Origin of the sequence: Nonomuraea sp. NPDC049684 (genome assembly GCF_044465345.1) — a bacterium.
Lineage (GTDB): Bacteria > Actinomycetota > Actinomycetes > Streptosporangiales > Streptosporangiaceae > Nonomuraea.
Genome location: NZ_JBITLO010000006.1, coordinates 285,233 through 302,047, shown reverse-complemented (window position 1 = coordinate 302,047; position 16,815 = coordinate 285,233). Strand labels below are relative to the sequence as shown.

Genomic DNA, 16,815 nt, shown 5'->3' with positions numbered 1-16,815 from the left:
CGCCCCGCGGTCCCCCCCCCGCCCCCCCCCCCCCCCCGCCCGGCCCCCCCCCCCCCCCCCCCCCCCCCCCCCCCCCCCCCCCCCCCCCCCCCCCCCCCCCCCCCCCCCCCCCCCCCCCCGGCCCTTTCACTGCTCGTTCCTCACTGTTCGTTGCCGGAGACGGCGGTCGTGGTGAGGCCGGAGGGCCTGCGTACGCGGGCGCTCCGGCCGGGACGGCTCACGTCGGGACGCCGGTCGCCCCCGCGGATCACGGGCGCGAGCCGGAGACGGCGGCTCACCAGGGGCGTGCCGCCGCTCAGCTTCGCCCGCAGCCGCGCGGGCGCCTCGGGGGCGCTGAGTTTCAGCGTCAACCGTGCCCCTCGGCGGGTCAGCCGCCGCCACAACGTGTGCCAGTCCACCATCGTTCCGGCCAGCGCGGCCATCGCCAGCATCGCGACCACCGCGATGACCAGGACGGCCAGGACGATGAGGACGAAGACGATCACCAGGGAGCCGATCGTACCGAGGACTGTCAACATTGGGCGAAAAGTGCCCGCTCACCAGCGAATTATGCCAATTTTTTGGGATATATCGGCCTTACTCGGCAATTCCCGTCGACTGGTCCAGCCGTCCGGGCAGGAGGTCGAGCCGGCGCAGTATCACGCCCTCGCGCAGCGCCCACGGGCACACCTCCAGCCGCTCCACCTCGAACAGGTCCATGGCGGCGTCGGCCACCAGCGCCCCGGCCGCCAGTTGCGCGGCCCTGCCCTCGGACACCCCGGACAGCGCGGCCCTCTCGGCGGAGCTCATGCCGGTCAGCCTGGCCGCCCAGGACGCCAAGTCGGCGCGGGAGAGCGCGCGCGAGACGTACGGGCCCTCGCTGGAGGCCGGCGCGCCGGCGATCCTGGCGAGCTGCTTGAAGGTCTTGGAGGTGGCCACGGCGCGGTCGGGCTCGCCGTACCTGGCCACGTCTCCGACCGTGCGGGCGATCTCCGTGCGGACGTGCTTGCGCAGCTTGCGCACCTCCTCGGCGGAGGGCGGGTCGCCGGTGAACCAGTCGCGGGTCAGCCGCCCGGCGCCGAGCGGCAGCGACACCGCGACGTCGGGCTCCTCGTCCACCCCGGCGGCGATCTCCAGCGAGCCGCCGCCGATGTCGAAGGCCAGCAGCCGCCCGGACGACCACCCGAACCACCGGCGCACCGCGAGGAACGTCAGCCGGGCCTCGTCGCGCCCGGACAGCACCGCGATGTGCACGCCGCAGCGCTTGTCGATCTCGGCGAGCACGTGCTCGCCGTTGGCCGACTCGCGCACGGCCGAGGTGGCGAAGGCGAGCAGGTCCTCCACCCCCTTGTCCTCGGCCAGGCGCACCGCCTCCTCGACGAACGCGCCGAGCCGTTCGATGCCCTCGGGCGCGAGCCGGTTGTCCGCGCCCAGGTACTGGGTGAGGCGCAGCTCTTCCTTGTGGGAGTAGGCGGGCATGGGCCGCGCGCCCCGGTGGGCGTCGACGACGAGTAAATGGACGGTGTTCGAGCCGATGTCCAGCACGCCTAGTCGCATGGGAAAACGCTACCGGTCTGCGGCTTTTCGGGCGAAGTCGGCTCCGCCCCGGCCGAGCCGGGCACACGGGCTTCCGCCGCGCGGCCATAGTCTGATCGCATGTCACGAACCCTGCGACTGCTGATCACCGGCGGCGGCACCGGCGGTCACACCTATCCGGCCCTGACGACCCTGTCGGCCGTCCAGCGACGTCAGGTGCCGCACGACGTGCTGTGGGTGGGCACGGAGAACGGCCTGGAGGCCCGGATCACGGCCGAGCACGGCATCCCGTTCAAGGCGATCACCACGGGCAAGCTGCGCCGCCGTCCGAACCTCAAGGAGCTCGGCACCAACATCGCCGACGTGTTCCGCATCCCCGTCGGGGTGTTCCAGGCGGTGGGGCACGCCGCCCGCTACCTGCCCGACGTGGTGCTGTCCACCGGCGGGTACGTGGCGGTGCCGATCGGCGTGGCGGCCAAGCTGATCCGCCGCCCGCTGGTCATGCACGAGCAGACGACCGTGGTGGGCCTGGCCAACCGCATCCTGGCCCGGCTGGCGACCCGGATCGCGTTGTCGCACGAGTCGTCGCTGGAGCACCTGCCGCCGTCGGCGCGGGCCAAGGCCGTGGTGACCGGCAACCCGGTGCGTCCGGAGCTGCTGCAGGGCAACCGGGCGGCGGCCTACGACCTGTTCGGGCTGACGTTCGAGGTGCCGCTGATCTACGTGACCGGCGGGGCGCAGGGCAGCAAGCAGATCAACACGCTGATCGCCGAGATCCTGCCGCGGTTGCTGCCGCACGCGCAGGTCGTCCACCAGTGCGGGCCGGCCTGGATCGACCAGATGCGGGCGGTCGAGGTGCCGCCCGGCCTGGCCGACCGTTACCACCCGGTGCCGTACGTGGGGGCCGAGCTGCCCGACCTGTTCGCCGCGGCCGACGTGGTGATCTCGCGCAGCGGCGCGGGCACGGTGTCGGAGCTGACCGCGATCGGCAAGCCGTCGCTGCTGATCCCGCTGATCCCGACCGGCGGCGACGAGCAGCGCAAGAACGCCGGTTACCTGGTCTCGGCGGGGGCCGCGCGGGCGCTGCTGGAGCCGCGGCCGACGGCCGAGCAGCTGCTGGCCGAGCTGATGCCGATGCTGGCCGATCCCGGGCTGCGCGCGGCGATGGCGCAGGCGGCGGCCAAGCTGGGCCGCCTCGACGCCGCCGACGCCCTGTGCGACCTGCTCCTGGAGGCCGCCCACGGCGGCACCCACCCGCCGCACGCCGCCGGCTCCCCCGCGCCGCACGGCCAGGGCGGTCAGGGCGGTCAGGGCTTCGGCGGGCAGGGCTTCGGGGTCCAGGGCGGTCAGGGTTCCGGGGGGCCCGGCTCCAGGTAGCGGAAGGCCTCGTGGGCGGAGCTGACGCTCCGCCTGAGCGCCTGGTCCAGGCGGTCGGCGTCCTCGGTCAGGCGGGTCAGCTCGTCCATCGCGGCCTCGCCCGCGCCGGTCTCGGCGACGAGCTCCTCGTACTCGTGCAGCCGCGCGTGCAGCTCGGCGATCTGCTGCCGGGCCCGGTAGGCGCGTTCGGCCTCGGCCACGTTGGCGGCGTACCGCTCCAGGGCCTCCACCCGGGCCACGACGGCCTGCTCGCTGCTGTCCAGCGCCCTGGTGAGAGGTTCGGCCACGGCCGCGACCTCGGGCGCGTTCTCCCCCGACAGGGTCTGCCGGTGCCTGGCGCGCAGGCCGGACAGCTTGGCCAGCAGGCGGGCGATCTCCCACTCCTGGGCGGGCAGCATCACCGCGTTGCGCACGTCGTCCAGCAGCCCTTCGAGGTTGACCCGTGACTGCGACACCGTGGCGACCGCCCGCTGGGCACGGCGCAGCAGCCTGCGCGAGGACTCGTCGAGGTCGTCGAGGAGCACGTACCGGCCCTCGTGCCGGACGGCCTGGGCGTGCACCCGCCGCTCGTGCTCGGCCTCCTCGCCCTCCGGCGTCTCGGTGCGGACGAACGTCACGATCATCAGCGGGATGGCGAGGAGCACGAGCAACAGCGGCCCCAGGGAGCGGCCGAGCCCTCCGGCGCCCAGCAGCAGGCCGAGGCAGACGGTCGCCCCGCAGACCGCGCCGAGCCGCCAGTACGGCCCGGCGGGCAGGCTCGGGCCGTCCGGGACCCAGCCCCTGCGCGTCCTGAGCAGCAGCCGCCGGTTGTCCCTGAGCAGCCGCGCGTCGGCCGGCGGCACGCCGGGATCGACGATCACGTCGGCCATGATGTCGGATCGGATGGGGATTCACCTCCTGCGAGGGCGGTTCCGCCCGACCACCGGCATGTCAGCTCTCCAGGTACCGGAACGCCTCGTGGGCCGACCGCACGCTGCGCCGCAACACCTGCTCCAGGTGGTCGGCGTCCTCGGCGAGCCGGTCGATCTCCGGGACGGCCAGCGCGTCGGCGCCGGTCTCGGCCAGCAGCTCCTCGTAGCGCGGCAGGCGGGCGCGCAGCTCCTCGATCTGGCCGCGGGCGTGGTAGGCGCGTTCGGCCTCGGCGACGTGCCCGGCGTAACGTTCCAGGGCCTCGACGCGGGCGATCATGGCGGCCTCGCTGGTGGCCAGGGCCCGGTCCAGCGGCTCGATCACGGCGGCCACCTCGGGGGCGATGCCTCTGGACACCAGGGCGGCGTGCTCGGCGCGTAAGGCCGACAGCTTGGCCAGCAGGCGGGCGATCTCCCACTCCTGGGCGGGCAGCATGAGCGCGTTGCGGGCATCGTCGAGCAGGCCCTCGGCGTTGACGTGCGAGCGCAGCACCGAGCCGATGGCTTGCTGCGCCCTGGTCAGCACGTCCGCGGCGGCCCGGTCGAAGTCCTCGGGCAGCAGGTAGCGGTCCCGGTACGGGCGGGCCCGCTCGTACACCTCGCGGTCGCGCGAGACGTCGTGCTCGGGCAGCTCGCTGATCGAGGCGATCTTGACCAGCACGATGAAGACGAACGTGCCCAGCAACGTGAACCCGGCCGCCGGGTGGGACAGGGCCAGCAGCACGGCCATGAGCGCGACCACCCCGGGCGTGGCGGCCAGCAGGGCCAGGCTGGAGACGTTCCGGCACCGGCCCGGGCGCGCGTCGGCCGGCGGCACCCAGCCCGACCGGATCCTGGACAGCAGCCGAGCGTTGGCCCGCAGCATCCCCGCGACCTCCGGAGGAACCCCCGGATCGACGACCACACCCACGCTCTGTCCCGGCACCTTGGCGCCCCCAACGCTCGCGATGCAGTGGATATTACGTATTTTTTCGCAAGGATGTCAGCCTCCGAAGGGTCAGGCCCGGAAACCCCCAGGTCCGTGCCCCCGTCCCCGTCCGTGCTTTCGTCACTGCCTCCATGACGGCCAGGGCGGCGGACACGCAGGCGAAGGGGATGGCGGGCAGGACGTACCGGTGGTCGAAGTCGAGGGCCGCCACCGGGGCCAGCAGCAGGAACGCCGCCATCGTCCACGGCAGCAGGGCGGCGCGGCGGCGGCCGGCCGAGCCGAGGCCGCCGGCCAGGAGCAGCACGCCGAAGACCGTGCCGTGCAGGAACCAGGGGTAGGGGTAGGCGGCCAGGATCGAGGCGTACGGCTCGACGGAGCTCATGCCGTGGATGCCGGGGTCGTACTCCGAGCGCACCTTCGCGACGAGGGCCTGCCGCTCGGGCAGCGGCCAGGAGCCGCGGGGGAAGGTGGTGGACGGGTTCATCCGCCGGGGGTGGGGCACCGGCGACCAGGTGAAGGCGAGTGAGGTGTCGCGGGCCACCTCGCGCAGGTAGTCCAGCGGCTGGGCGGCGATGGCGCGCAGGGCGAACGACCTGGCCAGGTCGTTGTGGGCGAACCGGTCGCCCGGGAGCCGGTTGAGCGAGGCGCCGGGGGCCCAGACGTACTCCGAGGCGGCGTCGGCGACGGTGCCGTTCGGGCAGAGCGGGGCCTCGGCGGGCGGCGGCTGGATGATCGAGCAGTCGGCGAAGGTCATGGTCCTGGCCCACAGGGCGACGCCGTCGGAGCCGCTGAGGGCGAAACGGCCGTGGTGCTGGGCGTACCAGCCGGCGTAGGCCGCCAGCGGCAGGGCGCCGGCCAGCACCAGCGCGGCCACCCGCCGCCAGGGCGCTCGGCGCAGCACCAGCCAGCCGGCCGCCAGGGCGAGCAGCGGCACGGCGGCCGTCCTGGTCAGCCCGGCCAGCGCGAGCAGCAGCCCGGCCGCCGCCGCGGCCCGCGCCGACGGCGCGCCGGGCAGGCCGCGCGGCGCGCCCGAGGGGGCGTGGCGCCACATCAGGACCACCAGCGCGGCGGTGATCAGGAAGATGACCTGGAGGTCCGACAGCACGGCGTGCTCCAGCCGGACGAAGGACGGGTCGAACAGCACCGGCACGGTCGCCAGGGCGGCCCCCCGGCCGGGCAGCGAGCGGCGGCGCAGCAACGCGTAGATCATCACGCCGATCCCCAGGCCCATGACGTGCTGCACCCCGGCGACCAGCTCCACGCTGCGGAAGGGCCGCAGGGCCCACAGGAACCAGGAGTACCCGGCGGGGTGGAAGGCCGCCTGGGGCCGCAGGTGCACGGCGGTGTCCAGGTACGTGAAGGAGTCGTACCAGTAGAGCTGCGCCGTGTCGTACCCGAGCATGACCAGCACGCGCAGTGCGGCGGCGAGCGCCAGCACGCAGGCGAACAGCGCGTGGCCGCGCGGGCGGCGCGCGGCGGGCGCGAGCCGACGCGTCCCGGCCAGGATGGCTGCCATGACCTTCTCCCCCGTGGCCGACCGGGCCGGTCCCGGTCGCAGGGGAGGCAGTCCAGCGGGACGCCGATAACCTGAGCGTCACCGGAACTGGTTACGCCCGCGTTATGCGGTCTGGTCCAGACTTGCGGCATTTAAGATCTTTTTGGGGGCTACAGGTGCGGGTTCTGATCGCCGAGGACGAGCGCATGCTCGCCGACTCGATCGCCGAGGGGTTACGGGGCGAGGCGCTCGCCGTCGACGTCGCCTATGACGGGGAGGCGGCGCTGGAACGGCTCGGCGTGCACGACTACGACGTGCTGATCCTCGACAGGGACCTGCCGGGCGTGCACGGCGACGAGGTGTGCCGGACGGTGGTGGAGCAGGACCGGCTGGTCAGGGTGCTCATGCTGACCGCGTCCGGCGACGTGCGGGCGCGGGTGTCGGGGCTGTCGCTGGGGGCCGACGACTACCTGCCCAAGCCGTTCGCGTTCGAGGAGCTGGTGGCGCGGGTGCACGCGCTCGGGCGGCGCGCCCGCCGGGCCGATCCGCCGATGCTGGAGCGGGCGGGCGTGCGGCTGGACTGGGCCCACCGGCAGGTGTTCCGCGACGGCGTGTACGTCCCGCTGGCCCGCAAGGAGTTCGGCGTGCTGGCCGAGCTGCTGCGCGCCCAGGGCGCGGTGGTCTCGGCCGAGGAGCTGCTGGAGAAGGTCTGGGACGAGCACATCGACCCGTTCACCAACACCGTGCGGACGACGATGATGAAGCTGCGCAAGAAGCTCGGCGAGCCGCAGGTGATCGAGACCGTCCCGGGATCGGGGTACCGCGTCCCATGACCGTGCGCATGCGTTTCGCCCTGGCCTGCGCCGGGGTGTTCCTCTTCCTCGGCGCCCTGACGGTGACCGGGGTGTACTTCGTCGTCCGGTCGCAGCTGGAGTTCCGGGCCGACCTGGTCAGGCCCGACTCCTCCCGGCAGTACTTCTACGGCGACTCCTACGAGGTCGCCTACCGCCATGCGATGCGGGTGCGCGCGGCCTACCAGCGCGAGACGCTGAGCGGCGTGCGCACCGTGGGCGGGCTCATCGTGCTGGCCGCCACGGCCGGGGCCTTCGGAGTCGGCTGGCGGGCGGCGGGCTGGGTGCTGCGGCCGGTCAAGGCGGTCACCGAGACCGCCCGCCGGGTCGCCCAGAGCCACGACCTGACCGAGCGCATCGCCTACGAGGGCCCGCGCGACGAGGTCAAGGAGCTCACCGAGATCTACGACACCATGCTCGGCCGGCTGGCCCGCTCGTTCGACGGGCAGCGCCGGTTCGTCGCCAACGCCTCGCACGAGCTGCGCACCCCGCTGACGATCAACCGCACCCTGGTGGACGTCGCCGTCCGCCGCCCCGACGCCACCGACGACGTCAAGCGGCTCGGCGAGTCGCTGCTGCTGGTCAACGCCCGGCACGAACGCCTCATCGACGGCCTGCTGGCCCTGGCCGAGGGCGAGCAGGCGGTGCTGGACCGGCGGCCCTTCGACCTGACCGACGTCGCCGAGCACGTGCTCGACCAGGCCGGCGAGGAGGCGGCCGAGCGGGAGGTGACGATCCACCGGCTGCTGGACTCGGCGCCGACGACGGGCGAGGCGGTGCTGGTCGAGCGGCTGGTGCAGAACCTGGTGGAGAACGCGATCCGGCACAACCAGCCCAAGGGCGAGGTGTGGGTGACGACGCGGCGGCGGGCCGAGCAGGTCGAGCTGGTGGTGGCCAACACCGGGCTGCACGTGCCGCCGTACGAGATCGAGACGATCTTCCAGCCGTTCCGGCGGCTGCACGGCGACCGGCTGCGGTCGGAGCGGGGCAGCGGGCTCGGCCTGTCGATCGTGCGGGTCATCGCCGAGGCCCACAGGGGCACGGTGATCGCCAGGCCGCGCGACGAGGGCGGCCTGACGATCACCGTGGAGCTGCCCGTGGACCCGTCCGCGCCCTGACGGCCGTCGCGGGCCCCGGCGGCCCCTGACATCCGGCGTGCCGCCGGTGGGTCAGTCGCCGCCCTGGCGGATCTGCCAGAGTTCCTCCTCCGGCACGCCCGCCTTGACCAGTTGCTCCCAGGTCGCCACCCGCTCGGTCGGGTCGGCCAGCACCAGGCCGAGCAGCGGGCGCAGCTCGGCGTGGTCGGCGCCGTCCGCGCGCCACAGCGCGCCCAGCGCCCGGTGCACCGCCGGGGACCGCACGGCCGCCGTCTCCACCAGCTCCCGCAGGACGGCCACCCGGTCGTGGAAGCGCAGCGCGCGCCCCTCCCCCACGGCCAGCATCAGCAGGTCGAGCAGCCTGCGGTGGCGGGGCGCGTGACCGGTGGCCGCGGCCACGATCGCGTCGCCCATGGCGGTGCCCTCGGCGCCGCCGAGGATCACCTCCTCCTGGCCGCGCCCGGCGACGCGGTGCGCCGACAGGGCGTGGACCAGGCCCGTCCAGCCCTCGTGCCCGAGCTGGCCCTTCCACAGGTGGCTGAAGGACGCCCAGCGGCCCAGCGGGTCGGGCCCGCCCAGGAGGTGCGAGACGGGCACGGGCTCCGGCGAGGCGGCCACGATGAGCAGCGCCAGGTTGGCCGAGTAGGCGGCCAGGCGGCGGGTGACGGGATGGCGTACCGGCTCGAAGCCGGTGAAGCAGCGGCGGCGGCGCTCGTACAGGGACCGGCGCAGCAGCCCGGCCAGGTGGGTCACGCACCGGGCCCGGACGGCCGCCGGCACCTCGTCCAGCAGCTCCAGGATGAACCCGACCGTCGGGCCGCGCTCGGCCAGGCAGGAGAACGACGTGACCGCGTACAGCAGGTCGTCGTCCACGCTCTGGGCCAGGGCCAGCGGCTCGTCCCCGGCCAGGCGGCGGCGCCGGTCGAGGTCGCGCAGGGCGTACACGGTCAGCCAGGCGGTCAGGAACTCGCCGAAGGTGGAGTGGAGGAAGGAGTGGCCGTCCCGGCGGATGAAGAAGAAGCGCTCGGTGGCCCGGCGGGCCCAGTCGACGGGCGGGCGCGGCTCGTCGGGCTCGTCCTCACCGCCTTCGCACAGGGCGGGCAGGTCGCGGGCGAGGTCCTCCTCGGTGATGACCTGCCGGCCGCGGGCGAGCATCGACAGGGCGACCGTGCCGAGCAGGACGAGCTCGCTGTCGATGGCCACCCGCTGCGGGGTGGCGGTCTCGCGTTCGGTGAAGTCGCGCAGCAGCACCTCGTACAGGCGGGCGCGGCCGATCGGGCGGTGCTCGCGCTGCAGGGCGTTGCCGCCGGCGTCGTAGAGCGCGAGCAGCAGCAGGAGCAGCGGCTGCCGGGCCATCTCGCCCTGGGCCAGCGCGGTCGCCGCGGGCAGGGGCTTCAGGTCGCGCCGGGCCAGCAGGGCGCGGTTGGCCTGGTCCCAGATGTCGAGCCACTGGCGCACCTGGTCGTCCTCGAACGGCTGGAGCTGCAGCGCCAGCAGCCCGTCGGGGAACCTGATGCGGTCGGCCACCACGGTCCGGCTGGTCACGATCACCACGACCGGCCGCCCCAGCGCGGCCTCGCGGCGCTGGAACTCCTGCAGGTGCCCGAGGTAGTCGTAGCGGTTGACGCCGCCCTGCAGCAGCTCGTCGAAGCCGTCGAGCAGGATCACCGGCAGCGCGCCGTCGCCCGCGGCGACCAGGTCGGCGTAGGCGACCTCCTCCTCCAGCACGGCGGCGACGGCCTGCTCGATCTGCTCGGCGACCGGCGCGCGCGGCGAGACGCGCGGCAGCTCCACCCTGATCGGCAGGAACTCCGACCTGGCCAGGCGGGCGCCGAGCACCTCGGTCAGCTTGGACTTGCCCGAGCCGGGCTCGCCGAGCACCAGCAGGGGCGCCTGGGTGGCGCGCAGCGAGGTGAGGTGGCCGACGAGGAACGCCTCGGCGTCGGGCAGCAGGCGCTGGTCGCGCCACCAGCCGACGGAGGAGGGGTCGGACTCGCGGGTCAGCTCGGCGACCCGGCAGCGCGGGCTGAGGTAGCCCTCGCCGAGCAGCGGGAGCGAGACGTCCTCGGGCAGCTTGCCGGCTGCCAGCAGGGGACGGTCGAGCGCGTTCGCGGCCATCCTGGCCCGGTGGATCATGGGACGGTCGCCGACCCGCGGCGGCGCCAGCTCGGCCAGCAGCCAGGCCACCCGCGACAGGCCGGTGCCCGGCGGCTGGCGGTCGGTGACCAGGCTGCGCACGCCGAACTCGTGGCTGTCCAGGGACAGCGAGCGGAAGTCCTCGTCGTAGATGCGCAGGGCGTGCGCGGGCGGGCCCTCGGCCAGCATGCGGGGTAACAGGAGCTGGTCGTCGACGGGCAGCTCGTCCCACACGCTGAGGCCGCCGACGAACCCGGCCATGGCCTCCGACATGCGCAGGTGGGCGCGTTCGACGGCCTGGCGGGTCTCGGCGAAGGGCACGTGCGGCTCGGGGGTGGGCAGGCGTTCCATGAGGAGCCCGGCCACCAGGCGGGCGAAGCGCTCGGGGGTGGGCACGCCGTGGGAGATCTTGTCGGCCCGGTCGAGCTGCTCCAGGGTGAAGGGCAGCTTGGCCTCCCCCAGCGCCTCGAACCAGGCCGAGACGACGATCACCGCGTGCGCGGCGGCCAGGCGCTGGGTGCGGGTGTAACGGTCCACGCCGCCCTTCAGCTCGGGCATCCTGCGGATGACCTCCTCGCCGTAGCGCACGACGTCGGACCGCAGGTCGGCCAGGCCCATGGTGAGCAGCCCGCCCCCGGCCAGCGCCCACCCGGTGCGGGCGGCGGCCGCGGCGAAGCCGACCACCTTGACGAGCCTGCCCTCCTTGCAGCCGAGCACCCTCAGGGCGTCGGCGTAACTCGGGGTCTCGATCATCAGCCTTCTCTCCGGGACCGGGAGGTCCCATCATGCGCCGGGAGGCGCCCCCGGCGCTGCCCGGACGCCCTCTCCGCTATGGCCCTTTCACCGCGTCGGCGATCTCCGGCAGCACGCCGGGGTCCTCGATGGTGGACGGCGTGGCGTACGGCCGCCCGTCGGCGATGTCGCGCATGGTGGCGCGCAGGATCTTGCCCGAGCGCGTCTTGGGCAGCCGGGCGACCACCACGGCCCGGTGGAAGGCGGCGACCGGCCCGACGTGCTCGCGCACCAGGGCGGTCAGCTCGCGCTCGACGTCGGCCGGGTCGCGGCCGGAGCCGGACTTGAGCACCACGAACCCGACCGGGAGCTGCCCCTTCAGCGCGTCGGCCACGCCGATCACCGCGCACTCGGCGACGTCGGGATGGGCGGCGATCACCTCCTCCATCGCGCCCGTGGACAGGCGGTGACCGGCCACGTTGATCACGTCGTCGATGCGGCCCATGACGTAGAGGTAGCCGTCGGCGTCGATGTGGCCGCCGTCGCCGGTCAGGTAGTGGCCGGGGTAGCGGGACAGGTAGGAGGCCTGGAAGCGCTCCTCGTCGCGGTAGAGGGTGGGCAGGCAGCCGGGCGGCAGCGGCAGCCGGACGGTGACCGCGCCCTCCACACCGGGCGGGCACTCGCGGCCCTCGGCGTCGAGGACGCGCACGTCGTAGCCGGGGACGGGTTTCGTCGGCGAGCCCGGCTTGATCGGCAGGGTCTCGATGCCGACGCAGTTGGCCGCGACGGGCCAGCCGGTCTCGGTCTGCCACCAGTGGTCGATGACGGGGACGCCGAGCAGGTCGCTCGCCCAGTGGTAGGTGTCGGGGTCGAGGCGCTCACCGGCGAGGAAGAGGTGCCGCAGCCCGGACAGATCGTACTTTTTCGCGAAATTGCCGGTGGGATCTTCCTTCTTGATGGCCCTGATCGCGGTGGGCGCGGTGAACAGCGTGCGCACGCCGTGCTGGGCGGTCACCCGCCAGAACGCGCCGGGGTCGGGGGTGCCGACGGGTTTGCCCTCGTACAGGACGGTCGTACAGCCGGTCAGCAGCGGCGCGTAGACGATGTAGGAGTGGCCGACGACCCAGCCGACGTCGGAGGCGGCCCAGAAGACCTCGCCGGGGGCGGCGCCGTAGACGTTGGTCATGCTCCAGCGCAGCGCGACCGCGTGGCCGCCGTTGTCGCGCAGCACGCCCTTGGGCAGGCCGGTGGTGCCGGAGGTGTAGAGCACGTAGAGCGGGTCGGTGGCGGCCACGCTGACGCACCCGGCGGGCCCGGCGGCGCGCACGGACTCGTGCCAGTCGAGGTCGCGGCCCGGCGTCAGCTCGGCCGGGCCCTGCGGGCGCTGCAGGATCACGCAGTGGGCGGGCCGGTGGGCGGCCTGGTCGAGGGCGGCGTCGAGCAGCGGCTTGTAGGCCACGACCCGGCCCGGCTCGATGCCGCAGGAGGCCGACAGCACCACCTTGGGCTCGGCGTGCTCGATGCGCAGGGCCAGCTCCCTGGCCGCGAAGCCGCCGAACACCACCGAGTGCACCGCGCCGAGCCGCGCGCAGGCCAGCATCGCGACGACCGCCTCGGGCACCATCGGCATGTAGATCACCACGGTGTCGCCGGCCGTCACGCCGAGCGCCTTGAGCATGCCCGCCGTCCGCGCCACCTCGTCGAGCAGCTCGGCGTAGGTGATCGTGCGGACGGCGCCGGTGACCGGGCTGTCGTGGATCAGCGCCGCCTGCTCGCCGCGGCCGGCCGCGACGTGCCGGTCGAGCGCGTTGTGGCAGGTGTTGAGCCGTCCGTCGGGGAACCACCGGCTCCCGTCGCTGACGACGGCGGGCGCGACGTCCCAGTCGATGTCGCGCGCCGCCTGCGCCCAGAACTCCTCCGGGCGCTGGATGCTCCGCCGGTAAGCCTCGTCATAGCCGCCCACTTTTCGATCAGACCAGCCGCCGGCCCCCGAACGCAAGCCCCGTGGGAGGGTGTCCGGATGAATGACGATCTCATCCTGTCCGTCGTGACGGGGTCGCGGGCGTACGGGCTGGAGACCGCGGCGTCCGACACCGACCGGCGCGGCGTGTTCGTGGCCCCCACCGCGGACTTCTGGCGGCTGTCCAAACCGCCCACGCACCGCGACGGGCCGCTGCCCGAGCAGTTCTCGTGGGAGGTGGAGCGCTTCTGCGTGCTGGCGCTGGAGGCCAACCCGACGGTGCTGGAGTGCCTGTGGTCGCCGATCGTGGAGGTGGAGACCCCGGCCGGGCGGCGGCTGCGCGAGCTGCGCGGGGCGTTCGTGTCGCGGCGGGCGCGGCAGACGTTCGCCGGGTACGCCGTCGACCAGTTCCGGCGGCTCGACCCGGCGGCGCCCAAGTGGAAGCAGGCCATGCACATGCTGCGGCTGCTGCTCAGCGGCCTGCACCTGATGCGGCACGGCGAGCCGCTGGTCGAGGTCGGGGCGCACCGCGACCGGCTGCTGGCCGTCCGGCGCGGCGAGGTCCCGTGGGCCGAGGTGGACGCCTGGCGGGCCGCGCTGGCGGCGGAGCTGGCCGCCGCGCCCTGCGTCCTGCCGGAGCGGCCGGACCGCGAGCGCGTGGAGGACTTCCTGGTGAGCATGCGTGAGGAGCACCTGTGAACGCGCTGCCGTCGCAGCCGTCGCTGCCGTCCTGGCTCCCGGAGATCCCCGGCGAGCAGCCGTACCCGGTGGCGTTCGCCGCGGTGAGCGGCGCCCATCTGTACGGCTTCCCGTCCGTGGACTCCGACGTGGACCTGCGCGGCGTGCACGTGCTGCCGGTCGAGGAGGTGGCCGGGCTGCGCATCGGGCCGCAGACGCTGGACCGGACGTGGACGCGCGAGGGCGTCGAGGTGGACCTGGTCACGCACGACCTGGTCAAGTTCTGCCGGCTGCTGCTCGGCCGCAACGGTTACGTGCTCGAACAGCTCCTGTCGCCGCTGGTGGTGACCTCCTCGCCGGTGCACGAGGAGCTGGTGGCGCTGGCGTCCGGGTGCGTGACGCGGCACCACGCCCACCACTACCTGGGGTTCGCGCGTACGCAGTGGCGGTTGTTCGGGCGTACGGGCGAGCTGAAGCCGCTGCTGTACACCTTCCGCGTGCTGGCGACGGGCACCCACCTCATGCGCACCGGGGAGCTGGAGGCCGACCTGACGCGGCTGCTGGCGTACGGGCCGCCGTACCTGCCGGAGCTGGTGGCGGCCAAGCGGGAGGCAGAGCACGGCGCGGCGCCGCAGGTGGCGGGGGTGGCCGAGGACGTGGCGCGGATGACGGCCGCACTGGAGGCGGCGCACGAGGGCTCGGCGCTGCCCGAGCGGGCCACCGCGGGCGACGCGCTGCACGACCTGGCCGTGCGGGCGCGCCTGGCGTCCCGTCCCTGACGGGGTGCGGCCGGTCAGGGACGGGACGGCGGGTCAGGCGGCGCCGGGGTCGGCCGACAGGACGAGCCGAACCGAGACGTTCTCGTACCCGGCGCGTTCGAACGCCCGCGCCATCGGGACGTTGCCCGCGTCGGTGTCGGCCATGATGCCCGGCACGCCGCGCTCGGCGTGGAAGCGGGTGATCTCGCCGAGCAGCTCGTCGACGTAGCCGCGGCCCCGGTGCGCGGGCACCACGCCGAGGTAGCCGACGACGGGCCCGGCGTCGTTGGCGGAGGGCAGCGCGACGCCCACCAGGTCGCCGCTCTTGTCGTAGGCCAGCCGCCACCAGGAACGCTCGCCCCGCATCGAGCGGTTGTCGCGGACGTCCTCGCGGGCCTGTTCCACCGGGTCCATGGTCATCAGGGCCTGGCGGGTGTGGAAGTCGAGGGTGCCCTCGGCGACCTGGCGGAAGGCGTCCACGAACGCCTCGTCGTCGTCATCGCCGCGGAAGACCAGCCGGTCGGACGGCTCGGGCACCGGCGAGCCGGGCGTCCAGGCGTAGCGCAGGCGTTCCAGTTCCTCGGTCAGCCCGGCGCGGCCGGCGGCCTCCCAGCGCCAGGCGATGGCCGCCGACGCCTTCGGGTCCTCACGCCAGCCGTTGGGGACGAACACGTGGTACTCCGGCGTGCGGCCGAACGCGGCGTGCGCGTGACGCAGCAGGTCGGCGGCCAGGCCCACACGGTCCTCGACGGAGGGGTGGACGTAGACGCAGTCGAGGGCGAGCGGCCGCTCCTCCCCGGCGAAGCCCCACCAGACGGCGCGGGCCAGGATCTCGCCGTTCTCCTCGGCGAGCCAGATGCGGTCGTAGCGGTAGTTGCGGCTCTCCAGGAAGGAGAGCAGCCGGTCGGGATGGGCCCAGCTGATGGATTCGTCGACGACGCAGCCGAGCAGGCGGTCGAGGTCAGCCTCGGCCGCGGGACGGAAAAGCACAGTTCCTCCGAGAAATGAAAATCACACTTACACCGCTAAACATCTCAGTGCCTCCCTTCTCCCGACATTTCGCAGCACTCTAGCCCAAGCCCCCGCCGTCCGCCCGCCGTTTTCCCGGACGTGATCTTCCCCTCGTGGCCGCAGGACGACGTGAGTACGCTGGACCGCGTCCGGTTTCCGGCCTTTCACGAGCCGGCGGGACGATTCCGATGCGGCCGACGATGAGGACAGGATGGGCTCCGTGAGGTCCTACGACGACGACGCGCTGCCGCTGCAACCGCCGATCCGGCTCCCCGACGCCGCCACCCTGGCCTCCGCGGTCCGCGCCGCGCCGCTCGCGGGCGAGCTGGGCGCCTTGCTCGACCCGCCCGACGCTCCGCAGGCCGCCCTGCCTGACACCCCACAGGCCGCCCTGCCCGACGCTCCGCAGGCTGAGCAGGGTGACGAGCAGGGCGACGAGCGCGAGCGGGCCGGTGACGCGCGGGTGCTGGAGGCGTGGGCGCGGGTGTGCCGGGCGCGGCTGGCCGCCGACGAGCGGCTGCTGCTGGAGCTCATCCGCATGTTCCTGTCCAGGGAGCCGGTCGCCGGGCGGGTGCCCCAGGCGCTGACCGACCTGGGGCTGGTGCGGCAGGCGGAGCCGTACACGCTGAGCTGGCTCGGGCTGTGGGTGGCGCGGCTGATCATCGCCGAGACCGCCGGGCAGGAGATCCCCGTCATGGGGACGCTGGCCGGCGCCGACGCCGCCACGCTGCTGCACGGCCTGCGCTCCTACCCCGAGGCCGAGCGGAGCGAGGAGCTGGCGGGCTGGCTGGCCGGACGCGACCGCGAGCACGCCGCCGCCGAGATCGCCGGGGCGCTGGCCGGGGTGAGCCCGCTGAGCCGGGCGGTCGGCGTGGAGCTGCTGGAGTCGAGCCTCGGCGAGGAGGGCCGCCGGGCGCTGCGCGGGCTGCTGACGGAGCCCCGGCTGGGCGCGGTGGTCGCGGCCAGGACGGGCCACGAGGAACGGCGGCCCACCCCCGACGAGATCGCCTGGGTGCTGGTGGACATGGCGGCGGCGCTGCTGGAGTTCGGCGGCGGCGAGGCGGGCGAGGTGATCGACTCGATCGCCATGGGGATGGACGCGGAGGAGCAGGCGGGCACGATCGCGATCCTCGCCTTCGGCGACCACCCGTGGACGGGACGGGTGCTGCGCGTCGTGATCGACCACCACCCGGACGAGCGCGTCACGGCCGCGGCCCGCAAGGCCCTGCGCCGCCTGCGCGGCCTCGCCGACATCCGCACCTGACGGTCCACGGCTCCGCGGCCAGGGCCATCGGGCCAGGACTACCGGGGGCAGGGCTGCGGGGCAGGGCTCTTGGGGACGCGGACCCGCGGGCGCGGCGGCCGGGGC

General features: G+C 74.2%; 14 protein-coding genes. 6 read left to right on the top strand and 8 right to left on the bottom strand.

Annotated features, from left to right (window positions below):
• Window positions 1-140: 140 nt before the first annotated feature.
• Window positions 141-518, bottom strand: coding sequence for a hypothetical protein (locus tag ACIBST_RS21755; protein WP_352331442.1), 378 nt, complete (start codon window positions 516-518; stop codon window positions 141-143).
• Window positions 519-576: 58 nt separating this feature from the next.
• The gene (locus tag ACIBST_RS21750) at window positions 577-1,536 is read right to left on the bottom strand and encodes a Ppx/GppA family phosphatase (RefSeq protein ID WP_397173973.1); all 960 of its coding nucleotides are present in this window, start codon (window positions 1,534-1,536) and stop codon (window positions 577-579) included.
• A gap of 99 nt (window positions 1,537-1,635) precedes the next feature.
• On the opposite strand from ACIBST_RS21750, the gene ACIBST_RS21745 reads away from it, so the two are divergent.
• Complete coding sequence (locus tag ACIBST_RS21745; RefSeq protein WP_397173971.1) at window positions 1,636-2,892, top strand: UDP-N-acetylglucosamine--N-acetylmuramyl-(pentapeptide) pyrophosphoryl-undecaprenol N-acetylglucosamine transferase; 1,257 nt, start codon at window positions 1,636-1,638, stop codon at window positions 2,890-2,892.
• On the opposite strand, the gene ACIBST_RS21740 is transcribed toward ACIBST_RS21745, so the two are convergent.
• The 3 genes from ACIBST_RS21740 to ACIBST_RS21730 form a co-directional block, all read right to left on the bottom strand.
• Window positions 2,862-3,761 (bottom strand): hypothetical protein, encoded by a 900-nt coding sequence (locus ACIBST_RS21740; RefSeq protein ID WP_397173969.1) that lies wholly within the window; start codon window positions 3,759-3,761, stop codon window positions 2,862-2,864. The two genes, ACIBST_RS21745 and ACIBST_RS21740, sit on opposite strands and share 31 nt — an antisense overlap.
• A 61-nt stretch (window positions 3,762-3,822) precedes the next feature.
• Window positions 3,823-4,710 carry a hypothetical protein gene (locus ACIBST_RS21735; RefSeq protein ID WP_397173967.1) on the bottom strand — a complete coding sequence of 296 codons (888 nt, stop codon included), beginning with the start codon at window positions 4,708-4,710 and terminating at the stop codon, window positions 3,823-3,825.
• A gap of 49 nt (window positions 4,711-4,759) precedes the next feature.
• A complete protein-coding gene (locus ACIBST_RS21730; protein ID WP_397173965.1) occupies window positions 4,760-6,244 on the bottom strand; it encodes a hypothetical protein in 1,485 nt (494 codons plus the stop codon).
• 155 nt (window positions 6,245-6,399) lie between these two features.
• Here ACIBST_RS21730 and ACIBST_RS21725 point away from each other — a divergent pair, with 155 nt between their 5' ends.
• Entirely contained in the window at window positions 6,400-7,056 is a 657-nt protein-coding gene (locus tag ACIBST_RS21725) for a response regulator transcription factor (RefSeq protein ID WP_397173963.1), read from the top strand.
• A complete protein-coding gene (locus ACIBST_RS21720; RefSeq protein ID WP_397173961.1) occupies window positions 7,053-8,192 on the top strand; it encodes a sensor histidine kinase in 1,140 nt (379 codons plus the stop codon). Before ACIBST_RS21725 ends, ACIBST_RS21720 begins: the two co-directional genes overlap by 4 nt.
• A 51-nt stretch (window positions 8,193-8,243) precedes the next feature.
• On the opposite strand, the gene ACIBST_RS21715 is transcribed toward ACIBST_RS21720, so the two are convergent.
• On the bottom strand, window positions 8,244-11,060 hold the full coding sequence (locus ACIBST_RS21715) for an NACHT domain-containing protein (RefSeq protein ID WP_397173960.1): 2,817 nt from the start codon (window positions 11,058-11,060) through the stop codon (window positions 8,244-8,246).
• Window positions 11,061-11,136: 76 nt separating this feature from the next.
• The gene (locus ACIBST_RS21710) at window positions 11,137-13,002 is read right to left on the bottom strand and encodes a propionyl-CoA synthetase (protein WP_397173958.1); all 1,866 of its coding nucleotides are present in this window, start codon (window positions 13,000-13,002) and stop codon (window positions 11,137-11,139) included.
• 57 nt (window positions 13,003-13,059) lie between these two features.
• On the opposite strand from ACIBST_RS21710, the gene ACIBST_RS21705 reads away from it, so the two are divergent.
• Both ACIBST_RS21705 and ACIBST_RS21700 read left to right on the top strand, forming a co-directional pair.
• Window positions 13,060-13,698 carry a DNA polymerase beta superfamily protein gene (locus ACIBST_RS21705; protein WP_397173956.1) on the top strand — a complete coding sequence of 213 codons (639 nt, stop codon included), beginning with the start codon at window positions 13,060-13,062 and terminating at the stop codon, window positions 13,696-13,698.
• Window positions 13,695-14,456, top strand: coding sequence for a DNA polymerase beta superfamily protein (locus ACIBST_RS21700; protein WP_397173954.1), 762 nt, complete (start codon window positions 13,695-13,697; stop codon window positions 14,454-14,456). Before ACIBST_RS21705 ends, ACIBST_RS21700 begins: the two co-directional genes overlap by 4 nt.
• A gap of 33 nt (window positions 14,457-14,489) precedes the next feature.
• Here ACIBST_RS21700 and ACIBST_RS21695 read toward each other — a convergent pair whose 3' ends face one another.
• The gene (locus ACIBST_RS21695; protein WP_397173952.1) at window positions 14,490-15,425 is read right to left on the bottom strand and encodes a GNAT family N-acetyltransferase; all 936 of its coding nucleotides are present in this window, start codon (window positions 15,423-15,425) and stop codon (window positions 14,490-14,492) included.
• Between the two features lie 241 nt (window positions 15,426-15,666).
• Here ACIBST_RS21695 and ACIBST_RS21690 point away from each other — a divergent pair, with 241 nt between their 5' ends.
• Window positions 15,667-16,710, top strand: coding sequence for a hypothetical protein (locus ACIBST_RS21690; RefSeq protein ID WP_397173950.1), 1,044 nt, complete (start codon window positions 15,667-15,669; stop codon window positions 16,708-16,710).
• Window positions 16,711-16,815 lie beyond the last annotated feature (105 nt).

Bases quoted from the DNA above. Each gene is read 5' to 3' on its own strand.
- ACIBST_RS21755 (WP_352331442.1), bottom strand. From the start codon at position 518: ATGTTGACAGTCCTCGGTACGATCGGCTCCCTGGTGATCGTCTTCGTC.
- ACIBST_RS21750 (WP_397173973.1), bottom strand. From the start codon at position 1,536: ATGCGACTAGGCGTGCTGGACATCGGCTCGAACACCGTCCATTTACTC.
- ACIBST_RS21745 (WP_397173971.1), top strand. From the start codon at position 1,636: ATGTCACGAACCCTGCGACTGCTGATCACCGGCGGCGGCACCGGCGGT.
- ACIBST_RS21740 (WP_397173969.1), bottom strand. From the start codon at position 3,761: ATGGCCGACGTGATCGTCGATCCCGGCGTGCCGCCGGCCGACGCGCGG.
- ACIBST_RS21730 (WP_397173965.1), bottom strand. From the start codon at position 6,244: ATGGCAGCCATCCTGGCCGGGACGCGTCGGCTCGCGCCCGCCGCGCGC.
- ACIBST_RS21720 (WP_397173961.1), top strand. From the start codon at position 7,053: ATGACCGTGCGCATGCGTTTCGCCCTGGCCTGCGCCGGGGTGTTCCTC.
- ACIBST_RS21715 (WP_397173960.1), bottom strand. From the start codon at position 11,060: ATGATCGAGACCCCGAGTTACGCCGACGCCCTGAGGGTGCTCGGCTGC.
- ACIBST_RS21705 (WP_397173956.1), top strand. From the start codon at position 13,060: ATGAATGACGATCTCATCCTGTCCGTCGTGACGGGGTCGCGGGCGTAC.